This is a genomic window from Streptomyces sp. NPDC002640 (assembly GCF_053592575.1).
The window spans coordinates 75,593-97,573 of the sequence record NZ_JBSFVZ010000006.1; the positions used below are offsets into that span (position 1 = coordinate 75,593).

The 21,981-nt window shown below is 73.8% G+C and carries 23 protein-coding genes; 17 read left to right on the plus strand and 6 right to left on the minus strand.

Features of this window, described 5'->3' with window-relative positions; translation table 11 throughout:
- Positions 1 to 29: 29 nt before the first annotated feature.
- Positions 30 to 4,268, minus strand: a complete 4,239-nt coding sequence (locus ACWD3O_RS10315) for a HAMP domain-containing protein (RefSeq protein WP_451409539.1) — start codon at positions 4,266 to 4,268, stop codon at positions 30 to 32.
- 834 nt (positions 4,269 to 5,102) lie between these two features.
- On the opposite strand from ACWD3O_RS10315, the gene ACWD3O_RS10320 reads away from it, so the two are divergent.
- The 6 genes from ACWD3O_RS10320 to ACWD3O_RS10345 are packed head-to-tail and all read left to right on the plus strand — an operon-like array spanning position 5,103 to position 11,436.
- Positions 5,103 to 5,951 (plus strand): STAS domain-containing protein, encoded by an 849-nt coding sequence (locus tag ACWD3O_RS10320; protein WP_451409233.1) that lies wholly within the window; start codon positions 5,103 to 5,105, stop codon positions 5,949 to 5,951.
- Positions 5,948 to 6,325 (plus strand): STAS domain-containing protein, encoded by a 378-nt coding sequence (locus ACWD3O_RS10325; protein ID WP_451409232.1) that lies wholly within the window; start codon positions 5,948 to 5,950, stop codon positions 6,323 to 6,325. Before ACWD3O_RS10320 ends, ACWD3O_RS10325 begins: the two co-directional genes overlap by 4 nt.
- Entirely contained in the window at positions 6,322 to 6,747 is a 426-nt protein-coding gene (locus ACWD3O_RS10330) for an anti-sigma regulatory factor (RefSeq protein ID WP_451409231.1), read from the plus strand. Before ACWD3O_RS10325 ends, ACWD3O_RS10330 begins: the two co-directional genes overlap by 4 nt.
- Entirely contained in the window at positions 6,735 to 7,976 is a 1,242-nt protein-coding gene (locus tag ACWD3O_RS10335) for an ATP-binding SpoIIE family protein phosphatase (protein ID WP_451415563.1), read from the plus strand. Before ACWD3O_RS10330 ends, ACWD3O_RS10335 begins: the two co-directional genes overlap by 13 nt.
- Positions 7,977 to 8,008: 32 nt before the next feature.
- Positions 8,009 to 9,775 carry an ATP-binding response regulator gene (locus tag ACWD3O_RS10340; RefSeq protein ID WP_451415564.1) on the plus strand — a complete coding sequence of 589 codons (1,767 nt, stop codon included), beginning with the start codon at positions 8,009 to 8,011 and terminating at the stop codon, positions 9,773 to 9,775.
- Positions 9,772 to 11,436, plus strand: a complete 1,665-nt coding sequence (locus tag ACWD3O_RS10345; RefSeq protein WP_451415565.1) for a SpoIIE family protein phosphatase — start codon at positions 9,772 to 9,774, stop codon at positions 11,434 to 11,436. Before ACWD3O_RS10340 ends, ACWD3O_RS10345 begins: the two co-directional genes overlap by 4 nt.
- A 34-nt stretch (positions 11,437 to 11,470) precedes the next feature.
- Here the strand turns inward: ACWD3O_RS10345 and ACWD3O_RS10350 are convergent, their stop codons facing one another.
- The 5 genes from ACWD3O_RS10350 to ACWD3O_RS10370 all read right to left on the minus strand — a co-directional run bounded on the left by ACWD3O_RS10350 (position 11,471) and on the right by ACWD3O_RS10370 (position 14,712).
- On the minus strand, positions 11,471 to 11,815 hold the full coding sequence (locus ACWD3O_RS10350) for a DUF6343 family protein (RefSeq protein WP_451409227.1): 345 nt from the start codon (positions 11,813 to 11,815) through the stop codon (positions 11,471 to 11,473).
- A gap of 27 nt (positions 11,816 to 11,842) precedes the next feature.
- Positions 11,843 to 12,490, minus strand: coding sequence for a phosphoribosyltransferase (locus ACWD3O_RS10355; protein WP_451415566.1), 648 nt, complete (start codon positions 12,488 to 12,490; stop codon positions 11,843 to 11,845).
- A 106-nt stretch (positions 12,491 to 12,596) separates the two neighbouring features.
- On the minus strand, positions 12,597 to 13,265 hold the full coding sequence (locus tag ACWD3O_RS10360; RefSeq protein WP_451415567.1) for a dienelactone hydrolase family protein: 669 nt from the start codon (positions 13,263 to 13,265) through the stop codon (positions 12,597 to 12,599).
- 38 nt (positions 13,266 to 13,303) lie between these two features.
- Positions 13,304 to 14,143, minus strand: coding sequence for a cytochrome c oxidase assembly protein (locus ACWD3O_RS10365; RefSeq protein WP_451415568.1), 840 nt, complete (start codon positions 14,141 to 14,143; stop codon positions 13,304 to 13,306).
- The gene (locus ACWD3O_RS10370; protein WP_451415569.1) at positions 14,143 to 14,712 is read right to left on the minus strand and encodes a DUF2243 domain-containing protein; all 570 of its coding nucleotides are present in this window, start codon (positions 14,710 to 14,712) and stop codon (positions 14,143 to 14,145) included. The genes ACWD3O_RS10365 and ACWD3O_RS10370 overlap by 1 nt, the downstream gene beginning before the upstream one ends.
- Positions 14,713 to 14,859: 147 nt before the next feature.
- On the opposite strand from ACWD3O_RS10370, the gene ACWD3O_RS10375 reads away from it, so the two are divergent.
- The 11 genes from ACWD3O_RS10375 (at position 14,860) to ACWD3O_RS10425 (ending at position 21,947) form a co-directional block, all read left to right on the plus strand.
- Positions 14,860 to 15,186, plus strand: coding sequence for a gas vesicle protein GvpO (locus tag ACWD3O_RS10375; RefSeq protein ID WP_451415570.1), 327 nt, complete (start codon positions 14,860 to 14,862; stop codon positions 15,184 to 15,186).
- Positions 15,187 to 15,216: 30 nt separating this feature from the next.
- The gene (gene gvpJ, locus ACWD3O_RS10380; RefSeq protein ID WP_451415571.1) at positions 15,217 to 15,837 is read left to right on the plus strand and encodes a gas vesicle protein GvpJ; all 621 of its coding nucleotides are present in this window, start codon (positions 15,217 to 15,219) and stop codon (positions 15,835 to 15,837) included.
- Positions 15,838 to 15,842: 5 nt separating this feature from the next.
- Positions 15,843 to 16,670, plus strand: a complete 828-nt coding sequence (locus tag ACWD3O_RS10385; RefSeq protein WP_451415572.1) for a GvpL/GvpF family gas vesicle protein — start codon at positions 15,843 to 15,845, stop codon at positions 16,668 to 16,670.
- 5 nt (positions 16,671 to 16,675) lie between these two features.
- A complete protein-coding gene (locus ACWD3O_RS10390; protein WP_451415573.1) occupies positions 16,676 to 16,972 on the plus strand; it encodes a gas vesicle protein GvpG in 297 nt (98 codons plus the stop codon).
- Positions 16,969 to 17,652, plus strand: a complete 684-nt coding sequence (locus ACWD3O_RS10395) for a hypothetical protein (protein WP_451415574.1) — start codon at positions 16,969 to 16,971, stop codon at positions 17,650 to 17,652. Before ACWD3O_RS10390 ends, ACWD3O_RS10395 begins: the two co-directional genes overlap by 4 nt.
- Positions 17,653 to 17,657: 5 nt before the next feature.
- Positions 17,658 to 18,773, plus strand: coding sequence for an SRPBCC family protein (locus tag ACWD3O_RS10400; RefSeq protein ID WP_451415575.1), 1,116 nt, complete (start codon positions 17,658 to 17,660; stop codon positions 18,771 to 18,773).
- Between the two features lie 5 nt (positions 18,774 to 18,778).
- Positions 18,779 to 19,156: a gas vesicle protein gene (locus ACWD3O_RS10405; protein WP_451415700.1), complete on the plus strand. Its 378-nt coding sequence runs from the start codon at positions 18,779 to 18,781 to the stop codon at positions 19,154 to 19,156.
- The gene (locus ACWD3O_RS10410; RefSeq protein ID WP_451415576.1) at positions 19,153 to 19,992 is read left to right on the plus strand and encodes a GvpL/GvpF family gas vesicle protein; all 840 of its coding nucleotides are present in this window, start codon (positions 19,153 to 19,155) and stop codon (positions 19,990 to 19,992) included. Before ACWD3O_RS10405 ends, ACWD3O_RS10410 begins: the two co-directional genes overlap by 4 nt.
- Before the next feature lie 38 nt (positions 19,993 to 20,030).
- Positions 20,031 to 20,240 (plus strand): gas vesicle protein, encoded by a 210-nt coding sequence (locus ACWD3O_RS10415; RefSeq protein WP_451415701.1) that lies wholly within the window; start codon positions 20,031 to 20,033, stop codon positions 20,238 to 20,240.
- A 7-nt stretch (positions 20,241 to 20,247) separates the two neighbouring features.
- Positions 20,248 to 20,535, plus strand: a complete 288-nt coding sequence (locus ACWD3O_RS10420) for a gas vesicle protein K (protein ID WP_451415577.1) — start codon at positions 20,248 to 20,250, stop codon at positions 20,533 to 20,535.
- 167 nt (positions 20,536 to 20,702) lie between these two features.
- Positions 20,703 to 21,947, plus strand: a complete 1,245-nt coding sequence (locus ACWD3O_RS10425; RefSeq protein WP_451415578.1) for a hypothetical protein — start codon at positions 20,703 to 20,705, stop codon at positions 21,945 to 21,947.
- Positions 21,948 to 21,981: the final 34 nt, after the last annotated feature.

Sequence of the window (21,981 nt, forward strand, 5' to 3'; positions counted from 1 at the left end):
GGACGCGGCGGCGCCCCCGCGCCGGCCGGTCATTCTGACAGCCAGCGCTCGATGCAGGCGATCAGGTCGTTCGCGTCCACCGGCTTGGTGACGTAGTCGCTGGCCCCGGAGGCCAGGCTCTTCTCCCGGTCTCCGGGCATCGCCTTGGCGGTGACCGCGATGATCGGCAGGTCCGTGTAGCGCGGGTCCTGCCGGATCGCCGCGGTAGCCGTGTACCCGTCCATCTCCGGCATCATCACGTCCATCAGGATCAGGTCGATCTCCGGGTGGGCGTGCAGCGACTCGATGCCCTTGCGGCCGTTCTCCGCGTGCAGCACCTCGATGCCCTGGAGCTCGAGGATGCCGCTCAGCGCGTACAGGTTGCGGGCGTCGTCGTCGACCACCAGCACGGTCCGTCCGGCCAGGCTGCCGGCCACGGTCCGCGCGGGCTGCCGGCGGCTCTCCTCCTGGCGCACCAGGGGCACCACGTCGCCGGGCTCCTCCGCGGACAGGTGCAGGGTGATCCGCTCGCGCAGCTCGTCCAGGCTGGAGATCAGCTCCAGCGGCCGCATCCGGGACAGGAACTGCAGCTGCTGCTCCTGGGCGACCTCCAGGCGCCGGCTGTTGTGCGCCAGCACCGGCACGTTGGTCAGCGCGCTGTCGCCGTCCATGGCCCGCAGGAAGCGGATGGCCTCCTCCTCGGGCATGTCGATCTCGAGGACGACGCAGTGGAACGGGCCGGCGGCCAGGCTCTCGGCGGCCTCCTGGGCGCCCACCGCGGTGATCACCTCTATGTCCCCGGCGGGCTTGCCGATGGCGGCGCTGCCCGCCAGGTCGCCGACGGCGCTCTCGGCGACCAGGGACAGCAGGCCGCGGCTGCGCTCCTCGACCACCAGCAGGCGCCGGCGGGGACGGGGCTCGGGGGCCGGACGGTTCTCCGGGGCGGGCGTGGCCGGGTCGGCGGCGGCGCGCAGGGCGGGCATCGCGGCGGCGGCGCCGAGGGCGTTCTCCCAGTCGCCGCGGGCGACGGGGAGGTAGAGGGTGAAGGTGCTGCCCTCGCCGACGGCGGAGCGGGCGGTGACCGCGCCGCCGAGCAGGTGGGCGATCTCCCGGCTGATGGACAGGCCGAGTCCGGTGCCGCCGTACTTGCGGCTGGTGGTGCCGTCGGCCTGCTGGAAGGCGCCGAAGATGGCCTCCAGGTGCTGCTCGGCGATGCCGATGCCGGTGTCCTTCACCTGGAAGGCGAGCACCGGACCGCCGCGGTGCACGAAGGGCGGCACCTCTTCGGGCGTGGCGGTCTCGATGCGCAGTTCCACGCTGCCGTGCTCGGTGAACTTGACCGCGTTGGAGAGCAGGTTGCGCAGCACCTGCCGCAGCCGGGCGTCGTCGGTGAGGAGTTCCTGCGGGACGCCGGGCGCGGTGGTGACGGTGAAGTCGAGGTTCTTCTGGGTGGTCATCGGCCGGAAGGTGGCCTCGACGTAGTCCACGAGCTGGCGCAGCGGCACCTGCTCGGGGTTGATGTCCATCTTGCCCGCCTCGACCTTGGACAGGTCGAGGATGTCGTTGATCAGCTGCAGCAGGTCGGAGCCGGCCGAGTGGATGATGCCCGCGTACTCGACCTGCTTGGGCGTCAGGTTGCGGGTCGGGTTCTGCGCCAGCAGCTGGGCCAGGATCAGCAGCGAGTTGAGCGGGGTGCGCAGTTCGTGGCTCATGTTGGCCAGGAACTCCGACTTGTACTTCGAGGCCAGCGCCAACTGCTGGGCACGGGTCTCGAGTTCCTGCCGCGCCTGCTCGATCTCGAGGTTCTTGGTCTCGATGTCCCGGTTCTGCGCGGCCAGCAGGGCGGCCTTCTCCTCCAGCTCGGCGTTGGAGCGCTGGAGTTCGTCCTGCTGCACCTGGAGTTCCGCGGAGCGGGCCTGGAGTTCGGCGGTGAGCCGCTGGGACTCGTCGAGCAGCTCGTCGGTGCGGGCGTTGGCGACGATGGTGTTCACGTTGACGCCGAGCGTCTCCATGAGCTGCTCCAGGAAGGCCTGGTGCACGTGCTTGAACGGGGAGAAGGAGGCCAGCTCTATGACGCCGAGCACCTGCTCCTCCACCACGATCGGCAGCACGACCAGGCTGCACGGGGTGGACTCGCCGAGTCCGGAGGAGATGGCCACGTAGTCGGCGGGCACCTCCTGGACGACGATGGTGCGGCGGCTGCGCGCGGCCTGGCCGACCAGCGACTCGCCGAGCCGGTAGCGGGAGTGGCCCTCGAAGGCGGTGGGCCGCCCGTAGGAGCCGACGAGGCTGAGCTCGGTGCTCCCGTCGTGCTCCTCGGCGAGGTAGAAGGCGCCGTACTGGGCGGAGACCAGCGGGGTGAGCTCGTCCATGACCAGTTCGGCGACGACGGCGAGGTCGCGGTGGCCCTGCATCAGGGACGAGAACTTCGCCAGGTTGGACTTGAGCCAGTCCTGCTCCAGGTTGGCGCGGGTGGTCTCGCGCAGGGACTCCACCATCGAGTTGATGTTGTCCTTGAGCTCGGCGACCTCGCCGGAGGCGTCGACGGTGATGGAGCGGGTCAGGTCGCCCTCGGCGACGGCGCTGGCGACCTCGGCGATGGCCCGCACCTGGCGGGTGAGGTTGCCGGCCAGCTCGTTGACGTTCTCGGTGAGCCTCTTCCAGGTGCCGGAGACGCCCTCGACCTCGGCCTGGCCGCCGAGGCGGCCCTCGCTGCCCACCTCGCGGGCCACGCGGGTGACCTCGGCGGCGAAGGAGGACAGCTGGTCGACCATCGTGTTGATGGTGGTCTTGAGCTCCAGGATCTCGCCGCGCGCGTCGACGTCGATCTTCTTGGAGAGGTCACCGCGGGCCACGGCGGTCGTCACCAGGGCGATGTTGCGCACCTGGTTGGTCAGGTTGTTCGCCATGGAGTTGACGTTGTCGGTCAGGTCCTTCCACGTGCCCGCCACGTTGGGGACCCGGGCCTGGCCGCCGAGCTGGCCCTCGGTGCCCACCTCGCGGGCCACGCGGGTGACCTCGTCGGCGAAGGCGGAGAGGGTGTCGACCATGGTGTTGATGACGCCGGCCAGCGCGGCGACCTCGCCCTTGGCCTCGACGGTGATCTTCTGCGAGAGGTCTCCCTTGGCGACCGCGGTGGCGACCTGCGCGATGGACCGCACCTGACCGGTCAGGTTGGAGGCCATCACGTTGACGTTGTCGGTGAGGTCCTTCCAGGTGCCGGAGACGCCGCGCACGGTCGCCTGCCCGCCCAGGTTGCCCTCGGTGCCCACCTCGCGGGCCACGCGGGTGACCTCGTCGGCGAAGGCGGAGAGCTGGTCGACCATCGTGTTGATGGTCTCCTTGAGCTCCAGGATCTCGCCGCGGGCGTCCACCCGGATCTTCTGGGTGAGGTCGCCCTGGGCGACCGCGGTGGTGACCTCGGCGATGGACCGCACCTGCGCGGTGAGGTTGTCGGCCATGACGTTGACCGATTCGGTGAGGTCCTTCCAGGTGCCGGAGACGCCCTTGACGTCCGCCTGGCCCCCGAGGCGTCCCTCGGTGCCGACCTCGCGGGCCACCCTGGTGACCTCGTAGGAGAACGCGGAGAGCTGGTCGACCATCGTGTTGATGGTGTTCTTCAGCTCCAGGATTTCGCCGCGCGCGGTGACGGTGATCTTCTGCGACAGGTCGCCCTTGGCGACCGCGGTGGCGACCTGGGCGATGGACCGCACCTGGGCGGTCAGGTTCCCGGCCATGGAGTTCACCGAGTCGGTGAGGTCGCGCCAGGTGCCGGAGACGCCCTTGACGTCGGCCTGGCCGCCGAGGATGCCCTCGGTGCCGACCTCCCGCGCCATGCGGGTGACCTCGTCGGCGAAGGAGGAGAGCTGGTCGACCATCGTGTTGATGGTGTTCTTCAGCTCCAGGATCTCGCCCCGGGCGTCGACGGTGATCTTCTGCGACAGGTCGCCCTTGGCGACCGCGGTGGTCACCTGGGCGATGTTGCGGACCTGGTCGGTCAGGTTGCCGGCCATGAAGTTGACGGAGTCGGTCAGGTCGCGCCAGACGCCGCCGACGCCGGGGACCTGGGCCTGCCCGCCGAGGCGGCCCTCGCTGCCGACCTCGCGGGCGACGCGGGTGACCTCGTCGGCGAAGCTGGAGAGCTGGTCGACCATCGTGTTGACGGTGTTCTTCAGCTCCAGGATCTCGCCCCGGGCGTCCACGTCGACCTTCTGCGACAGGTCGCCCTTGGCCACCGCGGTCGCCACCTGGGCGATGTCGCGGACCTGGGTGGTGAGGTTGCCGGCCATGGCGTTGACCGAGTCGGTGAGGTCGGCCCAGGTGCCGGAGACGCCGGGCACCTCCGCCTGACCGCCGAGCGTTCCCTCGGTGCCGACCTCGCGGGCCACCCGGGTCACCTCGGAGGTGAACAGGGAGAGCTGGTCGACCATCCCGTTGAAGACGGTCGCGATCTCGCCGAGGAGACCGTCGTCCTCGGCGGAGAGCCGGGTTCCGAAGTCGCCGTCGCGCACGGCGGTGAGACCGGCCAGGAGCTGCCTCAGCTCCGCGTCGCCGATCTTGCCGCCCCCACGCGAGGACCGCGACCGCGACGCACCACGCGTACCTTCGACCGCCGCCGCCTCAGCCACGACCGACCTCTTTCCTTGCTCGTTGTCATGACGCGGGAGCGCCATGACGAAAGGCCGCACGGCGAACTCCACGGATACCCGGGGTTCCCCGTCTCATGCCCGCGCCATCCGGCCTTCCCGAACGACAGCTTGGGAGGCTACTTCACCGTGTGAAGGAAGTGAAAACGCCGTTCGCCGCCCAGGGGGTCGACAGGCGCGATTTCCAGCCGTCCTCATGTCCGCCCCCTCCGCCCACCGTACGGCCGGGCCGGTTCCTCCGCCAGCAAACCGCCCCCGCACCCCGCGCAGCGGACGTGGCGGACACCACACCCGCGCGGAAGTTTCGCAGGTGTGCGCGTCCCGGGCCGGGGTAGCGGAAGCCTGTTGTTTTCTGTCGTTCTGGTCCCGCGCTCCTCGGCGCGGCCCTCCGGCCCGCCGTCCCACGGATGCGCGGGCGCCCGTGGGCCCGCCCGGTCACCGCCGGTCGTCAGGGCGCGTACCGAAGGAGTTCAGCGGGTGGCAGGGCAGGAAGAGTCGAGCAGGCTGGTCGAGCTGCTGACGGACAATGACGACCGGCTCGCCTCGGGCTGGGTGGAGGCGGTCTCCCGCACGCTGCGCGGCCGCATGTCGCTGGCGGAGCTCGAGCGCGAACTCCACGAGCTGTACACGGCCCTGGTGGACGGGCTGCGCAAGGGGGGCCTGGACTGGCAGGGCGACGCCTACGCGGAACTGCGGGCGCTGCTCGCCGAGCTGTCCCGCAGCCGGGCCCGTCAGGGTTTCACCCCCACCGAGACCGCGACCAGCGTGCTCGCGTGCAAGGACGTCCTCGCGCCCACGGTGGACACCGCGGCCGACGACATCCACGCGTACCTGCAGCTGGGCAAGCTGATGGACGCCCTGGCTCTGTTCACCCTCGAGATCTACGCGCGGACGCGTGAGGAGATCATCAGCGCCCAGGCCGAGCAGCTGATGGAGCTGTCCACGCCGGTGGTGAAGCTGTGGGAGGGCGTGGTCGCCGTCCCGCTGGTGGGCACCCTGGACTCGGCCCGTACCCAGGTGGTGATGGAGAAGCTCCTCCAGGCCCTGGTGGACGCGGACGCCGACCAGGCGATCATCGACATCACGGGGGTGCCCGCGGTCGACACCGAGGTGGCCCAGCACCTGCTGAAGACCGTGGTGGCCGCCCGGCTGATGGGCGCCGAGTGCATCATCTCCGGCATCCGCCCGCAGATCGCGCAGACCATCGTCGCGCTGGGCATCCAGTTCGGGGACATCGTCACCAAGGCCTCGCTGGCGGACGCCCTCAGCCACGCCCTGGCCCGGCGGTCCGCAGACCTCACCACGACCGCCGGCGGTCGGGCGTGAGCGAGCGCGTACCCGTCCTCAAGATCGGCGACGTGCTGCTGGTCTCCATCCAGGTCGACCTGGAGGACCAGATCGTGCTGGACCTCCAGGAGGACCTGGCCGCCCGGATCGTGGACTCCGGGGCGCGGGGCGTGGTGATCGACATCACGGCCGTCGAGATCGTCGACTCGTTCGTGGGACGCATGCTGGCCACCACCGCGGCCATCTCCCGGATGCTCGACGCCGAGACGGTCGTGGTCGGCATGCGGCCCGCCGTGGCGATCACCCTGGTGGAACTGGGCCTGTCGCTCGGCGGCGTGCGGACGGCCCTCTCCCTCGAGAAGGGCCTGGCCATGCTCGCCCGGCCGGACGGCGACCGTCCGGCACGACGATGAACAGTCCTCTGCCGGACCTCGACGAGGCCCAGGAGACGATGCCGATCGCCTCCAACGACGACGTGGTCCGGGCCCGGCAGCTGGTGCGCACCCTCGCCCAGCGCTGCAAGCTGTCGCTGGTCGACCAGACCAAGCTGGTGACCGCCGCGAGCGAGCTCGCGCGCAACACCCTGGTCTACGGGGGCGGCGGCGTACTGCGCATCGGCCTGGTCCGGCGGGCCGGCCGCACCGGCGTGAGCGCGATCTTCGACGATGCCGGCCCCGGCATCGCCGACATCGACCAGGCGCTCACCGACGGCTGGACCTCCGGCGGAGGCCTCGGGCTCGGCCTCAGCGGCGCCCGCCGCCTGGTGGACGAGTTCACCCTGGACACCGAGGTCGGTGGCGGCACCCGGGTCGCGGTGACCAAATGGGCGCGCTGACCCCGGTCGTCCTGGACGCGGAGGACGTGGTCTGGCTCCGTGACCAGGAGTCCTTCCCCGCGGCGGCCAGGATCGCCGCCGTCTCGGTGGCGCGGCGGATCGGCTTCGACGAGCAGCGGTGCGCCGAGGTTGCCCTCGCGGTCAGCGAGGCCGCCACCAATCTGCGCCGGCACGCGGTCGACGGCGCGCTGCTGGTGCGGGTGGTGCGGACCCCGCACCACGCCGGGGTGGAGTTCGTGACGACCGACGCCGGCCCGGGCATGGCGGACGTGTCGCGGTCCCTCACCGACGGCACCTCGACCGCGGGCACGCTCGGCATCGGCCTGGGCGCGATCTCCCGCCTCGCCGACACCTTCCGCCTGCACTCCCTGCCGGGCCGGGGCACCGTCCTGACGGCCCGCTTCTGGGCCACGACCGCCGACCGGCGCGCTCTGGCCTCCGCCGCCCCACTCGTCGACGGCCTGACACGGACGATCACCGGCGAGGAGGTCTGCGGCGACGCCTGGGCCGCCCGCCCCGTCGGCGCGCCCGCGGCCGGCAGCGGTCCCGCGCCGTCCGTCGTGCCCGGGGACACCGCCGACGGACGTGGCACACGTCCTGAGCGGCCCGCGGCCGCGCTCGGCTGGGCACAGCTCACCGGGCTGCGGCCCGCGCACGACGACGTGCGGGTCCTCCCCGGGCGGCCGGCCGCCCGGCCCGCCGACGGCGGGCCGGGCGACGAGGGCGCGCTGCTGGTGATGTGCTGCGACGGCCTGGGCCACGGGCCCCTCGCCGGCCGCGCGGCGCAGGCCGCGGTGAGCGCGTTCCGGTCCTCCACGGCGGAACACCCCGAGGCGATGCTCGCCGACCTCCACAAGGCGCTGCGCGGCGGACGCGGGGGCGCCGTGGCCGTGGTGCGGATCGAGCCGAGCACCCGCAGCGTGTACTTCTGCGGCGTCGGGAACATCAGCACCTTCGTCGTCGACCCCGGGACCGGCACCCGGCGTTCCCTGCCGTCCGCCCCCGGCATCGTGGGACACCAGATGCCGACCCTGCGGACCGTGCGCCAGGACCTGCCACCGGGCGGCGTGGTCGTCATGCACTCGGACGGGCTCACCGAACGCTGGCAGGCCTCCGGCATGCCCGGGTTCCTCGACCACACCCCGCTGGTGGCCGCCGCGCAGCTGCTGCGGGAGGCGGGCGTGCGCCGGGACGACGCGGGCGTGGTCGTCGCCAAGGGGCCGTGGTGAAGGCGCCCGGGCCCTCTGCGACGGACCCGCTGATGTCACTCTCCCTCACCACCGAGCAGGACGTCTTCGTGCTGCGCCGCAGCGGGAAGACGGTGGCCGGGGCGCTGGGCGTGGAGCCGCAGGACCAGATCCGCCTGGCGACCGCCCTGAGCGAGCTGGGCCGCGACCTGCTCGCCTCCCGCGGGCTCACCGTCCGCTGCGTCCTGGTGCACGCGGCGCGGCCGACGCTGCGGTTCACCCTGATCTGGAAGGACGGCCCGGGTCCCGGCGGGGAGGCGCTGACCGCGGCTTCCCGGCTGGTGTCCGTGGACCGCACGGCCGAAGGGCGGGGCGTGGTGATCGAACAGCCGCTGGGCGCGGGGGCGCTCCCGCCCGAGCTCGTCGAGCGGGCCCGGGAGGCGCTCGGCGCCCACAAGGGGACGACCGCGCTGGACGACGCGCGGGCGCAGACCGCCGACCTGATAGCGGCGCTGGAGGAGTCCCGGGCCCAGCGTGAGGAACTCAGCCGCCTGAACGCCGAGTTGGAGGAGACCAACCGCGGGGTGATGGCCCTGTACTCGGAGCTCTCCGAGGAACTGGAGGAGACCAACCGGGGAGTGGTCGCCCTCTACGCCGAACTGGAGGAGAAGTCCGACCAGTTGCGGGAGGCCAGCGAGGCCAAGACCAGGTTCTGGGCCAACGTCAGCCATGAACTGCGCACCCCTGTCAACGCCGTGGTCGGACTGGCGCGGCTGCTGCTGGAGTTCGACGTGGAGCGGCTCAACGAGGAGCAGCACCGGCAGGTGCAGCTGATCTCCGCCTCCGGGGCGACGCTGCTGGCGCTGGTGGACGAGCTGCTGGACGTCGCCAAGGCCGAGTCCGGCCGGCTGGAGCCGACCTGGGGGCCGGTCGATCTGCGGGCCCTGCTCGGACAGTTGCGGGGCACCCTGCGCGGCTATGCCCGGCACGGCGACGCCGAGCTGGTCGTCGCCGAGCCGGAGCTGCACATCGTGAGCGACGACGTGATGCTCACCCGGATCCTGCGGAACCTGCTCTCCAACGCCCTGAAGTTCACCGAGTCGGGCACGGTGCGGCTGGACGTCGCCACCGAGGCGGACGAGGTCGTGTTCACCGTGACCGACACCGGGGTGGGCATCCCGCGGGAGGAGCAGCAGCAGATCTTCGAGGAGTTCTACCAGGTGCGCGGCCCGCACCAGCGGGGCCGTTCGGGCACCGGGCTGGGCCTGCCGTACGCGCGGCGGCTGACCGAGCTGCTGGGCGGCTCCCTCACCCTGACCAGCGTCCCGGGCGCCGGCACCGAGGTCACCGTGCGGCTGCCCGCGCGTCCGGCCCCCGGTGACGACGGTCCGGCGGGGCCGCTGATCACGGTCCTGGTGACCGTGGACGACGACGCGGCGTTCCGCGCGAGCATCCGCCCGCTGCTGGACCGGCTCGCCGGGCGGGTGGTGGAGGTCGACCGGGGAGGCCGGGCGGGTGAGGTGGTCCGCGCGGAGCGGCCGGACGCCGTCCTCCTGGACCTGCACATGCCCGACGTGGACGGCTACGCGGTGCTGGCCGAGTTCGCCGCCGACCCGGGGCTCAGCGCCGTCCCGGTCATCGTGGTGACGTCGGCGCCCGGCGACTGCGTGGACCGCGGCCGGCTCCGGCACGCCCGGGCGGTGCTCGACAAGTCGTCGCTGACGCCGGCCCGGCTGGCGGCGGCGTTCTCGGAGCACGTGACGCCCGCCGGGCGGGGGACGGAGGGGACGCGGGGGACGAGCGGGACAGCGGGGGTCACCAGGAAGGACCCACGGCCGTGAGCCCTTGTTTCCAGAACGACAGCGCCGTCGCCACGGTGCTGGTGGTCGACGACGACGACACCAAGCGGTACATCATCGGCAGCTGGCTGCGCCGGGCCGGGCACACGGTGGTCGAGGCCGCCGACGGCGGGGAGGGCCTGGCCCTGCTCGCCGGGTCCCCGGACGGGCAGCTGCCGGAACTGGCCGTGGTCGACGTGCGGCTGCCCGACATGAGCGGCTTCGAGGTCTGCGAGCAGATCAAGGCCGACCCGCGGACCGCCTCGCTGCCGGTGATCCACATCTCGGCCACGGCCATCGAGGTCAGCGACCGCACCCAGGGCCTGCACCGGGGCGCGGACGCCTACCTCACCGACCCGATCGCTCCGGACGAGCTGCTGGCCACGGTCACCGCAGCGCTGCGCTACGCCCGCGCCCGCCGCCGCGCGGAGCGGCTCGCCGCCCGGGTGTCGGCCCTCAACAGCAGCACGCTCGCGGTGTACGGGGCGCGGGACGGCCGCGCGTTCACCGAGGCGGCCGCCGCGGGCGCGGCCGCGCTGATGCTGTCGCCGGCGGTGGCGGTCGCCCTGAGCCCGGACAACCGGACGCTGCACGTCGCCGCCGTCGACCGGGCGCCGGCGCCGGGCGCGGACCCGGCCGCCGGGGACGTCGCGCCGGTGAAGATGTCGGAGGCCGAACCGCGGCTGCTCGACCTGCTGGCGGGCCGGATGCTCGGCGAGGGCACCGGCACCGCCATGGCGGTGCTGCCGGGGGCGGAGTGGCGGGCGCTGGTATGCCGGGAGGACGGGGCGGAGGCCGACGTGTTCGCCGGCGAGGTGGCGCTGATCCTGGCCCGCACCAAGAAGGGGCGGCCGCCGGTGGCGCTGGCGGTGAGCGGCGAGGCGGTCGCCGGGGTGGACGACCGGGAGCTGCTCTCCCAGCTCGCCCAGGCCTGCGCGCTGGCGCTGGAGGCGCTGCGGTCGCGCAGCGAGGAGCACGCGCTGGTCCTCACCCTCCAGCGCACCTTCCTGCCGGACCGTCTCCCGGAGGTGCCCGGCGTGGACCTCGCGGTGCGCTACGCGCCGGCCGCCGACGACTCGGAGATCGGCGGCGACTTCTACGAGGTCATCGAGACACAGGCCGGGCTGCTGCTCGCCATCGGGGACGTGGCGGGGCACTCGCTGGAGGCGGCGATGGTCATGGGCGAGGTGCGGCACGCGCTGCGCGCCTACGCCATCGAGGGCCACGACCCGAGAACCCTGCTGGACCGGCTGGACGCCCTGCTGACGCGGCTGCGGCCGTCGACGACGGTCACCGTCTGCCTGGTGCTGGTGGAGCCCGGCGCCCGGCGCATCCAGGTCGCCAACGCGGGGCACATCCCGCCCCTGCTGCGGCACCCGGACGGCTCCACCCGCTACCTGACCGAGCACGGCCCGCTGCTGGGGCTCAACGTGCGGCATCCGTCCGGTGTCACCCACGAGGTCCCCGAGGGCTCCACCCTGCTGCTCCTCACCGACGGGCTGATCGAGGTACCGGGCACCGACCTGGGCGACAGCCTGGACGAGCTGGCGGTCGCCCTCACCGACGCGCCGGGCGCGATCGGGGACCTGTGCGACGCGCTGCTGGAGCGGTTCGGCCGGGAGAAGACCGACGACATCGCCCTCCTGGCCGCCCGGCTCGGCTGATCCGCGCCGGTCGCGTCGACCTCCGCGCCGGTCGTCAGCGGCCGCCCCGTTCGCGCCGGCGCCGTCGCAGCACCACCAGCAGATCGAGCGCCGCCAGCAGGGCGACCACCGCGCAGACGACGGTGGTGCCGACCAGCGTGCCGCGCGTGGGGCTCTCCCCCGGGCCGGCGTCCGCCGCCCAGACGGCGAAGAAGACGGTCAGGGCGACGAAGACCGGCAGGAAGACCGCGGACAGCAGCAGCCGCAGCCCCAGGGCGCTGCGGGCGGTGACCGGTTCGGTGCCGGTCCGGGGACTGCGGCGGCCGATCGTCCCCGAGTTCCTGCGGGTGACCGGCTCCTCCTCGCGGCGACCGGTGTCACCGGTGTTCTTCCTGTCCATGACGTCCTCTCCTCTCCGCGTCGGGCCCTAGCTCCGGTGGGCGTGCAGGAGGTCGACGACCTCTTCGTCGCTCACCTGCTCGAAGTCGTCGTACCAGAGGCCGACCGCCCGGAAGTCCGGGGGCTGCCGCAGGCAGACGACGTCGTCGGCCTCGGCCCGCAGCGCGGAGACGGCCTCGGGCGCGCCGACCGGCACGGCGAGGACCAGCCGGGAGGGGTCCCGGCGGCGCAGGTGGCGCAGGGCGGCCCGGGCCGTGGCGCCGGTGGCCAGGCCGTCGTCGACCAGGATCACGGCGCGTCGGCGGACGTCCGGCGCGGGACGGTCGCCGCGGTAGCGCCGGGAGCGCCGCCGCAGCTCCTCCCGCTCGCGGGCCACGTCGTCGGCGAGGCGCTCCTCGGTGAGCCCGAGCATCTCCAGCGACCTCCCGTCGAACAGGGGCGGGTCGTCCCCGACGACGGCGCCGATGCCCGTCTCCCGGTGGCCCGGGATGCCGATCTTGCGCACCACCAGCACGTCCAGCGGCACGCCCAGGGCCCGGGCGACCTCCGCGCCGACCGGCACGCCGCCGCGGGGCAGCGCCAGCACCACGGGCTCGAAGAGTTCTCCGTCGGAGGCCCACTCCATGAAGCGGAGGCCGAGTTCCTGTCCGGCTTCCCGGCGGTTGTGGAATCGCATGACCTGGTGTGCCTCTCCCTCGGTGGCCGGCACTTCGGTGGCCGGCGTCGGCCGGCTTCCGGAAACTCCGGGTTCCTGCCGCCCGGCGCCCTGAAACGGCGGCGCCTCACCCGGCGGGGCGGTCCTCGCCGGTCAGGTGCTCGCGGAACCAGTCCCCGGCGACGGCGGTGACCTCCTCCAGCGCGCCCGGCTCGGGGAAGAGGTGCGTGGCGCCCGGGACGACGTGGACGCTGCGTACGCCCGGGAGCAGCCGCGCGGCCTCCCGGTTGAGGCCGAGGACGAGTTCGTCGTCGCCGCCGACGATCAGCAGGACGGGTGCGGCGACCCGGGGCAGCGCGTCGCCCGCCAGGTCCGGCCGCCCGCCCCGGGAGACCACCGCGGCCACCCGTGCGGGCCGCTCCGCGGCGCCCACCAGGGCCGCGGCGGCACCGGTGCTCGCCCCGAAGAGGCCCACCGGCAGGCCGGCGGTGTCCGGGCGGTCCGCCAGCCGGTCGACGGCGTCCGCGAGCCGCCCGGCCAGCAATCCGACGTCGAACCGCAGCCGGGCCGTGACGTCGTCCTCGCGTTCCTCGACCGGGGTCAGCAGGTCCATCAGCAGCGTGCCGAATCCCGCGTCGCGGAGCCCGGCGGCGACCGCCCGGTTGCGGGGGCTGTGGCGGGAGCTGCCGCTGCCGTGCGCGAACAGCACCACCCCGCGCGCCCCGGGAGGGACGGCCAGGTCGCCGTGCAGGCTGACGCCCCGGGAGGGGATCTCGACGGCTTCCTCGGAGACCATGTCCGCTCATCTCCCTCGGGTCTGCTGCGGGCCGGCCGTCATCCCGTCCCGGGTACCCGCCGCCGCGGCCCCCGTACCGGTGCGGCGGCGGGGCGGCGCCCGGGCCGCCAGGTCGCCACCAGGGCGCCCGCCAGCAGGAGCTCGGCCAGGTCCCCGCCGTAGTACATGAGCTCGGCGCCCTGCCGGAGTTCGACGGCCGGGGCGTGGACGTACGGGGAGAACCCGCCGTAGAGGGCCTGCGAGACCAGGGCGTGCGCGGCGACGGCGATGCCGATGTGGACGAGCCGGACCGGCACGCCGGGGCGGGACGGCGCGGGGTCGGGGCCCGCGATCGCGTGGGCGAAGAGGCAGCCCGAGGCGAGGAAGTGCAGGTGCAGCAGCCAGTGCCCGGCCGGGTGGGCCGTGGCTGCCCCGTACAGCGGCGTGAAGTACAGCAGCGCCAGCGTGCCGGTGCTCAGCAGCAGCGCCACCGTGGGATGCGACACGGCCCGCACGGGCCGGCTGTGCAGGAGGGCTGTCACCCGGCGGGCCCGGTGGGCGGGCAGGGTGCGCAGCAGCAGGGTGACGGGGGCGGCCAGCACCAGGGCGAGCGGGGCGTACATGCCGATCAGCATGTGCTGGGCCATGTGGGCCCGGAAGTCCGTGTGCCCGGCCGGGCCGAGCGGCGGCAGCAGGGCCAGGGCGAGCAGCGCCAGCCCGGTCAGGAAGGAGGCCGAGCGCCAGGCGTTCCACCGCCGCGCCGGGTTGCGCCGCCCGGCCCGCCGCGCGGCGAGCAGGTAGCCGCCTGCCGGGGCCGCCAGGACCAGGAGGGTGAGGGCGGGCCCGGCCAGGTCGGGGAGGCCGGAGCCGTGGTGCCGGTGATGAGGGCCGTGCTCCATCAGCCGCGGCCGCCCCGGGCGGTCCGCTCCGCGCCGCGCGGGGCGGAGGGGTCGACGGGGCGTCCGCCGCGCCGCACCAGGTGGCCGACGGCCAGGAGCAGGACGCCGAGCACCAGGAACGCGGCGTCCCACCAGCCCTGGTGGTCACCCGCGCGTACGTGGTGGATGCCGAGGATCTGATGGTTCAGCAGTCCCTCGACGATGTTGAACAGACCCCAGCCGATCAGCACCCACCCCCACAGCACCCGGGAGCTCCACACCGCCCGCCGCTCGTGCGTCACCCGCCCGTACAGGACGCCCAGGCCCGCCAGGACCAGGATCCAGCACAGGGCGTGGAAGAAGCCGTCCCAGACGGTGTTCATCTCCAGCCCGGGGACGGTGCGCGGGTCGTAGAACTTCACCCCGACGCGGTCCTGGTCGGTGCTGGAGAGCAGGTGGTGCCAGCGCAGGATCTGGTGGAGCAGGATGCCGTCGACGAAGCCTCCGAGGCCCGCGCCCAGCAGGATGCCGGGCAGCCGGAGGCTGTTGGGCGTCGCGGTGAGCGCCCGCGCGCCGTCTTCCGTGGCCATACGTTCTTGTCCGTTCCGTCGCAGGGGCGTCGCGCCGTTCGGGCACGGTTTCCCGCCCGGTCCCTTCCGAACCGCCCGGTGCGGGCGGTGACCCGGTCGGCCCAACTGCGCAGGCGGCACGGCGGATCGTGCGGCAAAGGTGGTCCCATGGCAGACAACGGTGAACGGCGACGCGCCACGGCCACGGCCACCCGGCGCGCTCCGCGGGGACGCGAGGTCCGCACCGCGGCCGACGCGGCGCGGTGCGCCTCGGAGGAACTGGCCGAGCTCGTCCGGCATCCCCAGGAAGGCGTGTCGGCGGTCCGCAGGACCGAGGAGGGTGGCTGGACCGTCGTCCTCGACGTGCTGGAACTGGCCCGCATCCCCGACACCACCAGCCTGCTCGCGACCTACGAGGTGGAACTGGACGCCGAGGGCCGGATGCTCCAGTACTGCCGCACCGCTCGCTACCGGCGCGGGGGCGCCGACCAGTAGGCGCACGCACCCCATCCGGAAGGAACGCTGATGACCGTCGTCACTCCGTCTCCGTACGCCGACGAGCTCGCCTGTGTACCGCGGGCGGGCACCCTGTACGACGTCCTCGACCTGATTCTCGACCGGGGCATGGTCATCGACGTCTTCGTCCGTGTCTCGCTGGTGGGCATCGAGATCATCAAGATCGACGCCCGGATCGTCGTGGCGAGCGTCGACACCTACCTGCGGTTCGCCGAGGCCTGCAACCGGCTCGACCTGGAGCGGACCTCGCGCAGCAAGACCGTGCCGGAGCTCTTCGGCGGCGGTTCGATGGGCAAGACGGTCGTGAAGGCGGGCGCGCGCAAGGCCGGCCGTTCCCTCGGCGACCGGGTGCGCGGTGTCCTCGGACACGACGGCGCCCGCACCGAGGAGGCGGAGGGCGAGGAGGAGCTCGAGGGCGCGGAGGGGTACGCCGAGGACGACCTCGACGAGGAGTACGAGGAGCGGCCCCGGCCGCGGCGGAGCCGCGGGCGCGCACCGGAGCGGCGGCGGCCGGTCGCGGTCTCCCGAGACCGCGACCGCGACCGTGACCGAGGGCGCGACCCCGGCCGGGTGCGTGACCGTGACCGTGACCGCGACCGGCCGCGTGCCCGGCGCCGCGCGGAGGCCTGATCGCCGTGGCCACCGCCCCCTCCCCCCTGTCCTCCGCCCCGTACTCCGCCTCCCCCGGCGGTGCGCGCGCCGCCTCGGCCGGCCGGCCGGTCGCCACCGGTTCGCTGTACGTGTACGGCGTCACCGAGGCCGGCGTGCGGGCCCCCCGCGCGGAGGGCGTGGACGGCGCCCGGGTCCGGTTGCTGGTGTCCTCCGGGCTGGCCGCCGCGGTGTCGGCGGCGCCCGCCGAGATCCGCGCCCGCCGCCGGCAGCTGTTGGCGCACCAGACCGTGCTGGCCGAACTGGTCCGGCAGGGCCCCGTCCTGCCCATGCGGTTCGCCGTGCTCGCCCAGGACGAGGACACCCTGGTGTCCTATCTGGGCCAGCAACGCCACCATTTCGAGGCGCAGTTTGAGCGGATCCGCGGCTGCGTCGAGATGAACGTCAAGGGCGAGACGCTTCCCGGCTGCTTCGAGGACCTGGTCCTGCGGGACGAGAAGCTGCGGGACCTGGCCCGGCGCACCCGCCGCCGCCCCGACTACGACGCCAACGTCCGGCTGGGCGAGGCGCTGGCCCGCGCGGTCACCCGGGAGGGCCGCCGCGCGGCGCGCGAGGTGCTCGCCGGGCTCACGCCGCTGGCCCGCCGGACGGCCCAGGGCGACGTCGACGACACCGTGGTGCTGAGCGGTTCCTTCCTGGTGCCCGAGGACGCGGAACAGGACTTCCGCCGGGCCGTCGAGGAGCAGGCCCGGCGGCACGGCACCCGGATCCGGCTCAGCGTGACGGGGCCGCTCCCCTGCTACAGCTTCGTGGACGCCCCCACGACCGCCGCTCCCGGCCCGGCGGGGAGGTAGCGCCCGTGGGGCTGTTCACCGAGATCCTGCTGCTGCCGTTCGCCCCCGTCCGGGGCACCTTGTGGATCGCCGACCAGGTGGCCCGTGAGGCGGAGCGGCAGGCCCGTGACCCGCGTCAGGTGCAGGCGCGGCTGGCCGCGTTGCACCGTGCCCTGGACGAGGGCGCGATCGACGAGGCGGCCTTCGAGAAGGAGGAGGACCGCCTCCTGAGGCTGCTGGAAGACCCGGTCCGCCGGGTGGGCGGCCGCCCACCCGGCGCTCCCGCCCGCACCCGTACTCCCGATCCCGAGGGACTTCGATGAACCAGAACTGCAAGGCGGCGATGGCCGCCGCCGTCGCCGGTGGCTATCTCCTGGGCCGCACCAAGAAGGCCAAGCTGGCGCTGGCCGTCGGCACCTACATCGCCGGGCGGCGCTTCAGCATGTCCCCCGGCCGGCTCGCGGCCGAGGGACTCGGCAAGCTCAAGGAGACGCCGCAGTTCCAGGACCTCACCGACCAGGTGCGTCACGAACTGCTGAACGCCGGACGCACGGCGGTCACCGCCGCCGCCCGCCGCAAGCTGCTCGACCTCAGCGACTCCCTGCGCGACCAGAGCGAGCGCCTGTCCGGCGCGGCCTCCCGCCGCGGGGACGAGGACGCCGCCGACGACGACGGCTACGACGACGAGGAACCGGCCGACGCGTACGACGAGGACGACGAGGACGCCGACTCCCGCGGCTCCGGCGACTCCCGCGGTTCCGGCGGTGACGAGGACGAGGACGAGCCGGAGGACGAGATCGACGACCGCCCGGCGGCGGGCTCCGGCTCGCCGAGGCGGACCTCGGCGGGCTCGGCGGGGCTGCGGTCCTCGGCGTCGGGCCGGGGCACCGCCCGCCGGGCCACGGTCCGCCGCGCGGCGGCGACCGGTCCCGCGATGGCCAACGCCGCGGTGAAGAAGAGGTCCGCGACCACCTCGGGCTCCGGCGCCCGGCGAGGGAAGTGAGCGACATGGCGAACGGACGGCAGGAACGCGGCGGCCGCGGCCGGCAGGACGAGGGTCTGCCCATCGACGAGCTGAAGGACGCCCTGGGCGATCTGGTGGGGGCCCTCGGCAGCAGCCTGGTGGCCAAGGCCGGTGACCGGCTCGGCGGCGTCACCGACCGCCTTCTGGACTCCGCGGAGGGCATGGGCGGCAAGGCGGGCGGCCTCGGCCGGATCGCGGGGCGCGTGGCCCAGGGCGACTCCCCGGCGAAGGCCATGGTGTCCGAGAAGGTCAAGGGCGTGAAGGACTCCGTCAAGGACAAGCTGACCGGCGGGGGCGGCGGAGGCGGAGGCGGCGGGAAGGGCGGCGGGGGCGGCGTCAAGGCCACCAACATCGTCGAGGTCCTCGACGTGGCCGTCCCGCTGCGCACCGCCTACGACCAGTGGACGCAGTTCGAGGAGTTCAGCGGCTTCACCAAGGGCGTCCGCGGGGTGAGCCAGAAGGACGAGATCACCTCCGACTGGAACGTCAAGGTGGGTCCGTCCAGCCGCAGTTGGAAGGCCACCGTCCAGGAGCAGATCCCCGACGACCGGATCGTGTGGACCTCCGAGGGCCCCAAGGGCAGCACCCGCGGCGCGGTCACCTTCCACGAGCTCGCCCCGCGCCTGACCCGGATCGTGCTGGTCGTCGAGTACTACCCGGCGGGCTTCTTCGAGAAGACCGGCAACCTGTGGCGTGCCCAGGGGCGCCGTCTGCGCCTGGACCTCAAGCACTTCGCCCGGCACGTCACGCTGCACGGCGACGAGGAGCTGGAGGGGTGGCGCGGCGAGATCCGCGAGGGCGAGGTCGTCCGCAGCCACGAGGAGGCGCTGGAGGACGAGGAGGCGGCCGAGGACAGGGACGAGGACGAGGACAGGGACGAGGACGAGGACGAACTCGACGACGAGCCCTACGGCGAGGGCGGTGAGGACGGCTACGACGACGAGGACGCCGAGGACGACGACGCGGACGACGACGAGTACGCGGACGAGGACGACGTCGACGACGAGGAGTTCGAGGAGGACGAGGAGGAGGAGCCCGACGACGGGCCGGAGGACGAGGCGCCTCCCCGCCGCCGGCGCCGGAGGCAAGGAGCGTCGTGACGGACGTGACCGCGTGGGCCGATCCGGCGGACGGCACGGTCCACATCCCGGGCCCCAACAACAGCACCCTGGCCGACCTGCTGGAACGCATCCTCGACAAGGGCATCGTCATCGCGGGCGACATCAAGATCGACCTGCTGGACATCGAGCTCCTCACCATCCGTCTGCGCCTGTTCATCGCCTCGGTGGACACCGCGAAGAAGGCGGGCATCGACTGGTGGGAGACCGACCCCGCGATGTCCTCCCGCGCCGCCCGGGACGCCCTCGCCCAGGAGAACGAGATGCTCCGCGAACGTCTCGCGGCCCTGGAGGACCGTCTCGACGACCGGATCACCGGCACCCGCACGGAGAGCACGAGCACCACGGAGAGCCGCACCCGATGAGCAGCAGCGACACCGGCACCGTCACCTACCTCTTCGCCCTGAGCGCCGCCCGCCCGCCCGAGGAGGCGCTCTCCCCCGTCGCCGGGCACCCCGGCGGCGGGCCCCTGCGCACCCTGCGCGCCGGGCGGGTCCACCTCGTGGTGCAGGACGTCCCGGCCGCCGCGTTCGACCGGCAGGCACTGACCGACCGGCTCAACCGGCCCGAGGAACTGGAGCGTTGCGCCCTGGCCCACCACCGGGGCGTGGCGGCGGCCGCGCCCTACGGGCCGGTGGTGCCGCTGCCGCTGGCCACGGTCTACCTGAACGACGGGAACGCGGTGGCGGCCGTGGCCTCCCAGGAACGGACGGTCCTGGACGTCTTCGCGCGCCTGACGGGCCGCACCGAGTGGGCGGTCAAGGTGCACGCCGCCGCCCCGGGGACGGCCCCCGAGCCGCCCGCCTCCTCCGGGGAGGGCGGTACCGGCGGCGGCCGGAGCTACCTCAGCCGCGCCAGCGCCCGGCAGCGCAGGGACCGCGACCGGCACGAGACGGCCCGCGCCGTGGCCCGCACGGTCGACCGGGCGCTGCGCGCGCACGCCGCCGGAGCCACGTCGCACCGCCCGCAGAGCGAGCAGCTCACCGGGCGCAAGGCACCGCAGCTGCTGAACGCGGCCTATCTGGTCGACGACGACCGCCGGGACGATTTCCTCGCCGAGCTGCGCCGGCTGCGGTCCGACGACCGCCTGGCCGAGGTGGACGTCACCTGGTCCGGGCCGTGGGTGCCGTACTCCTTCGCCCGCCTGGACGAGCCCGTGCCCACCGCCCTCGCGGCGGCGGCCGGAGAGGGGGCCCGGTGATCCTGCCGGACTCCCGGGAGGACGGCCTCCCGCCCACCGTGCCGTGGGACGGGGAGGAGCCGTACGCGCCGATCGGCCTGCCCCTGGTCGACCTCCTCGACCGGGTGCTCAGCACGGGCGTGGTGGTCAGCGGCGACCTGGTCATCGCCATCGCCGACGTCCCGCTGGTGCGGGTCTCCCTGCACGCCCTGCTCTCCTCCGTCTCCGCCCGCACGCCCTCCCCCTGGGCCGACAGCGGCCCCCTGTGAGGACCCCATGGATCCAGCACCCGCTCCCCGCCGCCCCACCCTCGACCTCGACCCGGAACGCGTCGGCGACGGCCTGGCGCAGCTCGTCCTCACCGTCGTCGAACTGCTGCGCCAGCTGATGGAGAAGCAGGCGGTCCACCGCTTCGAGGAGGGCGACCTCACCGCCGAGCAGGAGGACCGGCTCGGCACGGCCCTGATGCTGCTGGACCGCCGCATGGACGACCTGTGCGCCCAGCACGGGCTGACCCGCGACGACCTCAACCTCGACCTGGGACCGCTGGGTTCCCTGCTCTGACTCCGCCGGACACGGGGGCGCGGGGGCGCCGCGGCGCGGACCACCGCGCGTGCCCGATCTGGCTCAACTCGTCGTTGACGCCGCGGCCCGTCCTCACCAGACTCACGATCCCCACCAGTGCCGAGCCGGCTCCCCCCTGACCGGTTCGCCCCGAGCGGAGGTCATCCATGGCACGTCGTTCCGAGCTCCCGTTAGCCCGCCCGCTGTCCGGCGGTCGCGGGCCGAGGCGCCGCCGCACCGGCGCCCTCGCCGCGGCCGCGCTGGCCCTGGGCGCCGTCGCGGCGGTCCCGCCCCAGGCCCCGGCCTCCGCGGCCCCCGCCGCTCCGGCCCTCACCGCTCCTGCCCCCGCCGCGGCCGCGGCGGCCTGCGGCGAAGGCGCCTTCCAGGCCGAGGCCGTCCTGAACGGCGGCACCTGGACCGCGCGACGCGGTTCCTCGACGGTGTACACCGGCACCGACCTGCGCGCCGCCGTGCAGGCCGCCGTCAACAGCCTCACCCCGGGCCGCACCGCCAAGGAGCGCGTGGTGGTGCGCGGTTCCGGCTCCATGTCGGCGGGCTCCCGCATCTCCCTGCCCAGCTACACGGTGCTCGACGTGTGCGGCACCATCAACGTCACCGGCAGCGGCACCGGCGACCAGGCCCCGGTGTACTCGCGCGGCACCCGCGACATCGAGGTCCAGCACCTCAACGTCACCGGCGCCCCGCTGTACGGCGTCTTCCTGCGCAACGTGCAGAACGTCGTCCTCGGCCGGATCGACATGCGGCTGTCCTCCGGCCTCGGCGTGCGCATCGACAACCGGGGCGACACCAGCCAGTGGACCCGCAACGTCCGCATCGACGACGTCTACGTCTCCGGCGCCTCCAGCCACGCCGTCGAGACCTACGGCGTCGACGGCCTGACCGTCGGCACGGTCACCGCCCGCGACGTGGGCGAGTCCGGCCTGCTCCTCAACCAGACGGTCAACGCCACGGTCACCCGGGTCGACGCGGAGAACGCGGGCACCGGCACCGGCTACGCGGCGTTCCGGATGGCCAACCGCAACGGCCGGGTCGGCAGTTCGTACCCGACCAACATCCGGGTGGGCGAGGTGGTCGCCCGCGGCGGCGGGCGCGGCGTCTTCTGCGTCTCGGAGAGCGGCGGCGCGGTCATCGACCGGGTGACCCTCTCCCACACCGGCAACAACGCGGTGCTGATCGAGAACTGCTACAACGTGACCCTCGCCGCGCAGAGCGGCACGGTGAGCGGCGGCGGCGAGATCCGCCTGGCGGCCCGCTCCGAGTTCCCGAACAACTCCGACATCTGGATCCAGAACCTCACGGTCACCAACTCGGCGATCCGTGAGAGCCCGTGCGGCACCAACACCACCTTCCGCAACAACACGCTGGTCAACAGCAGCCAGTCGGTCTGCTGACCGGCCCGCCCGCCCCGCTCTCCGGCGGCGTCCG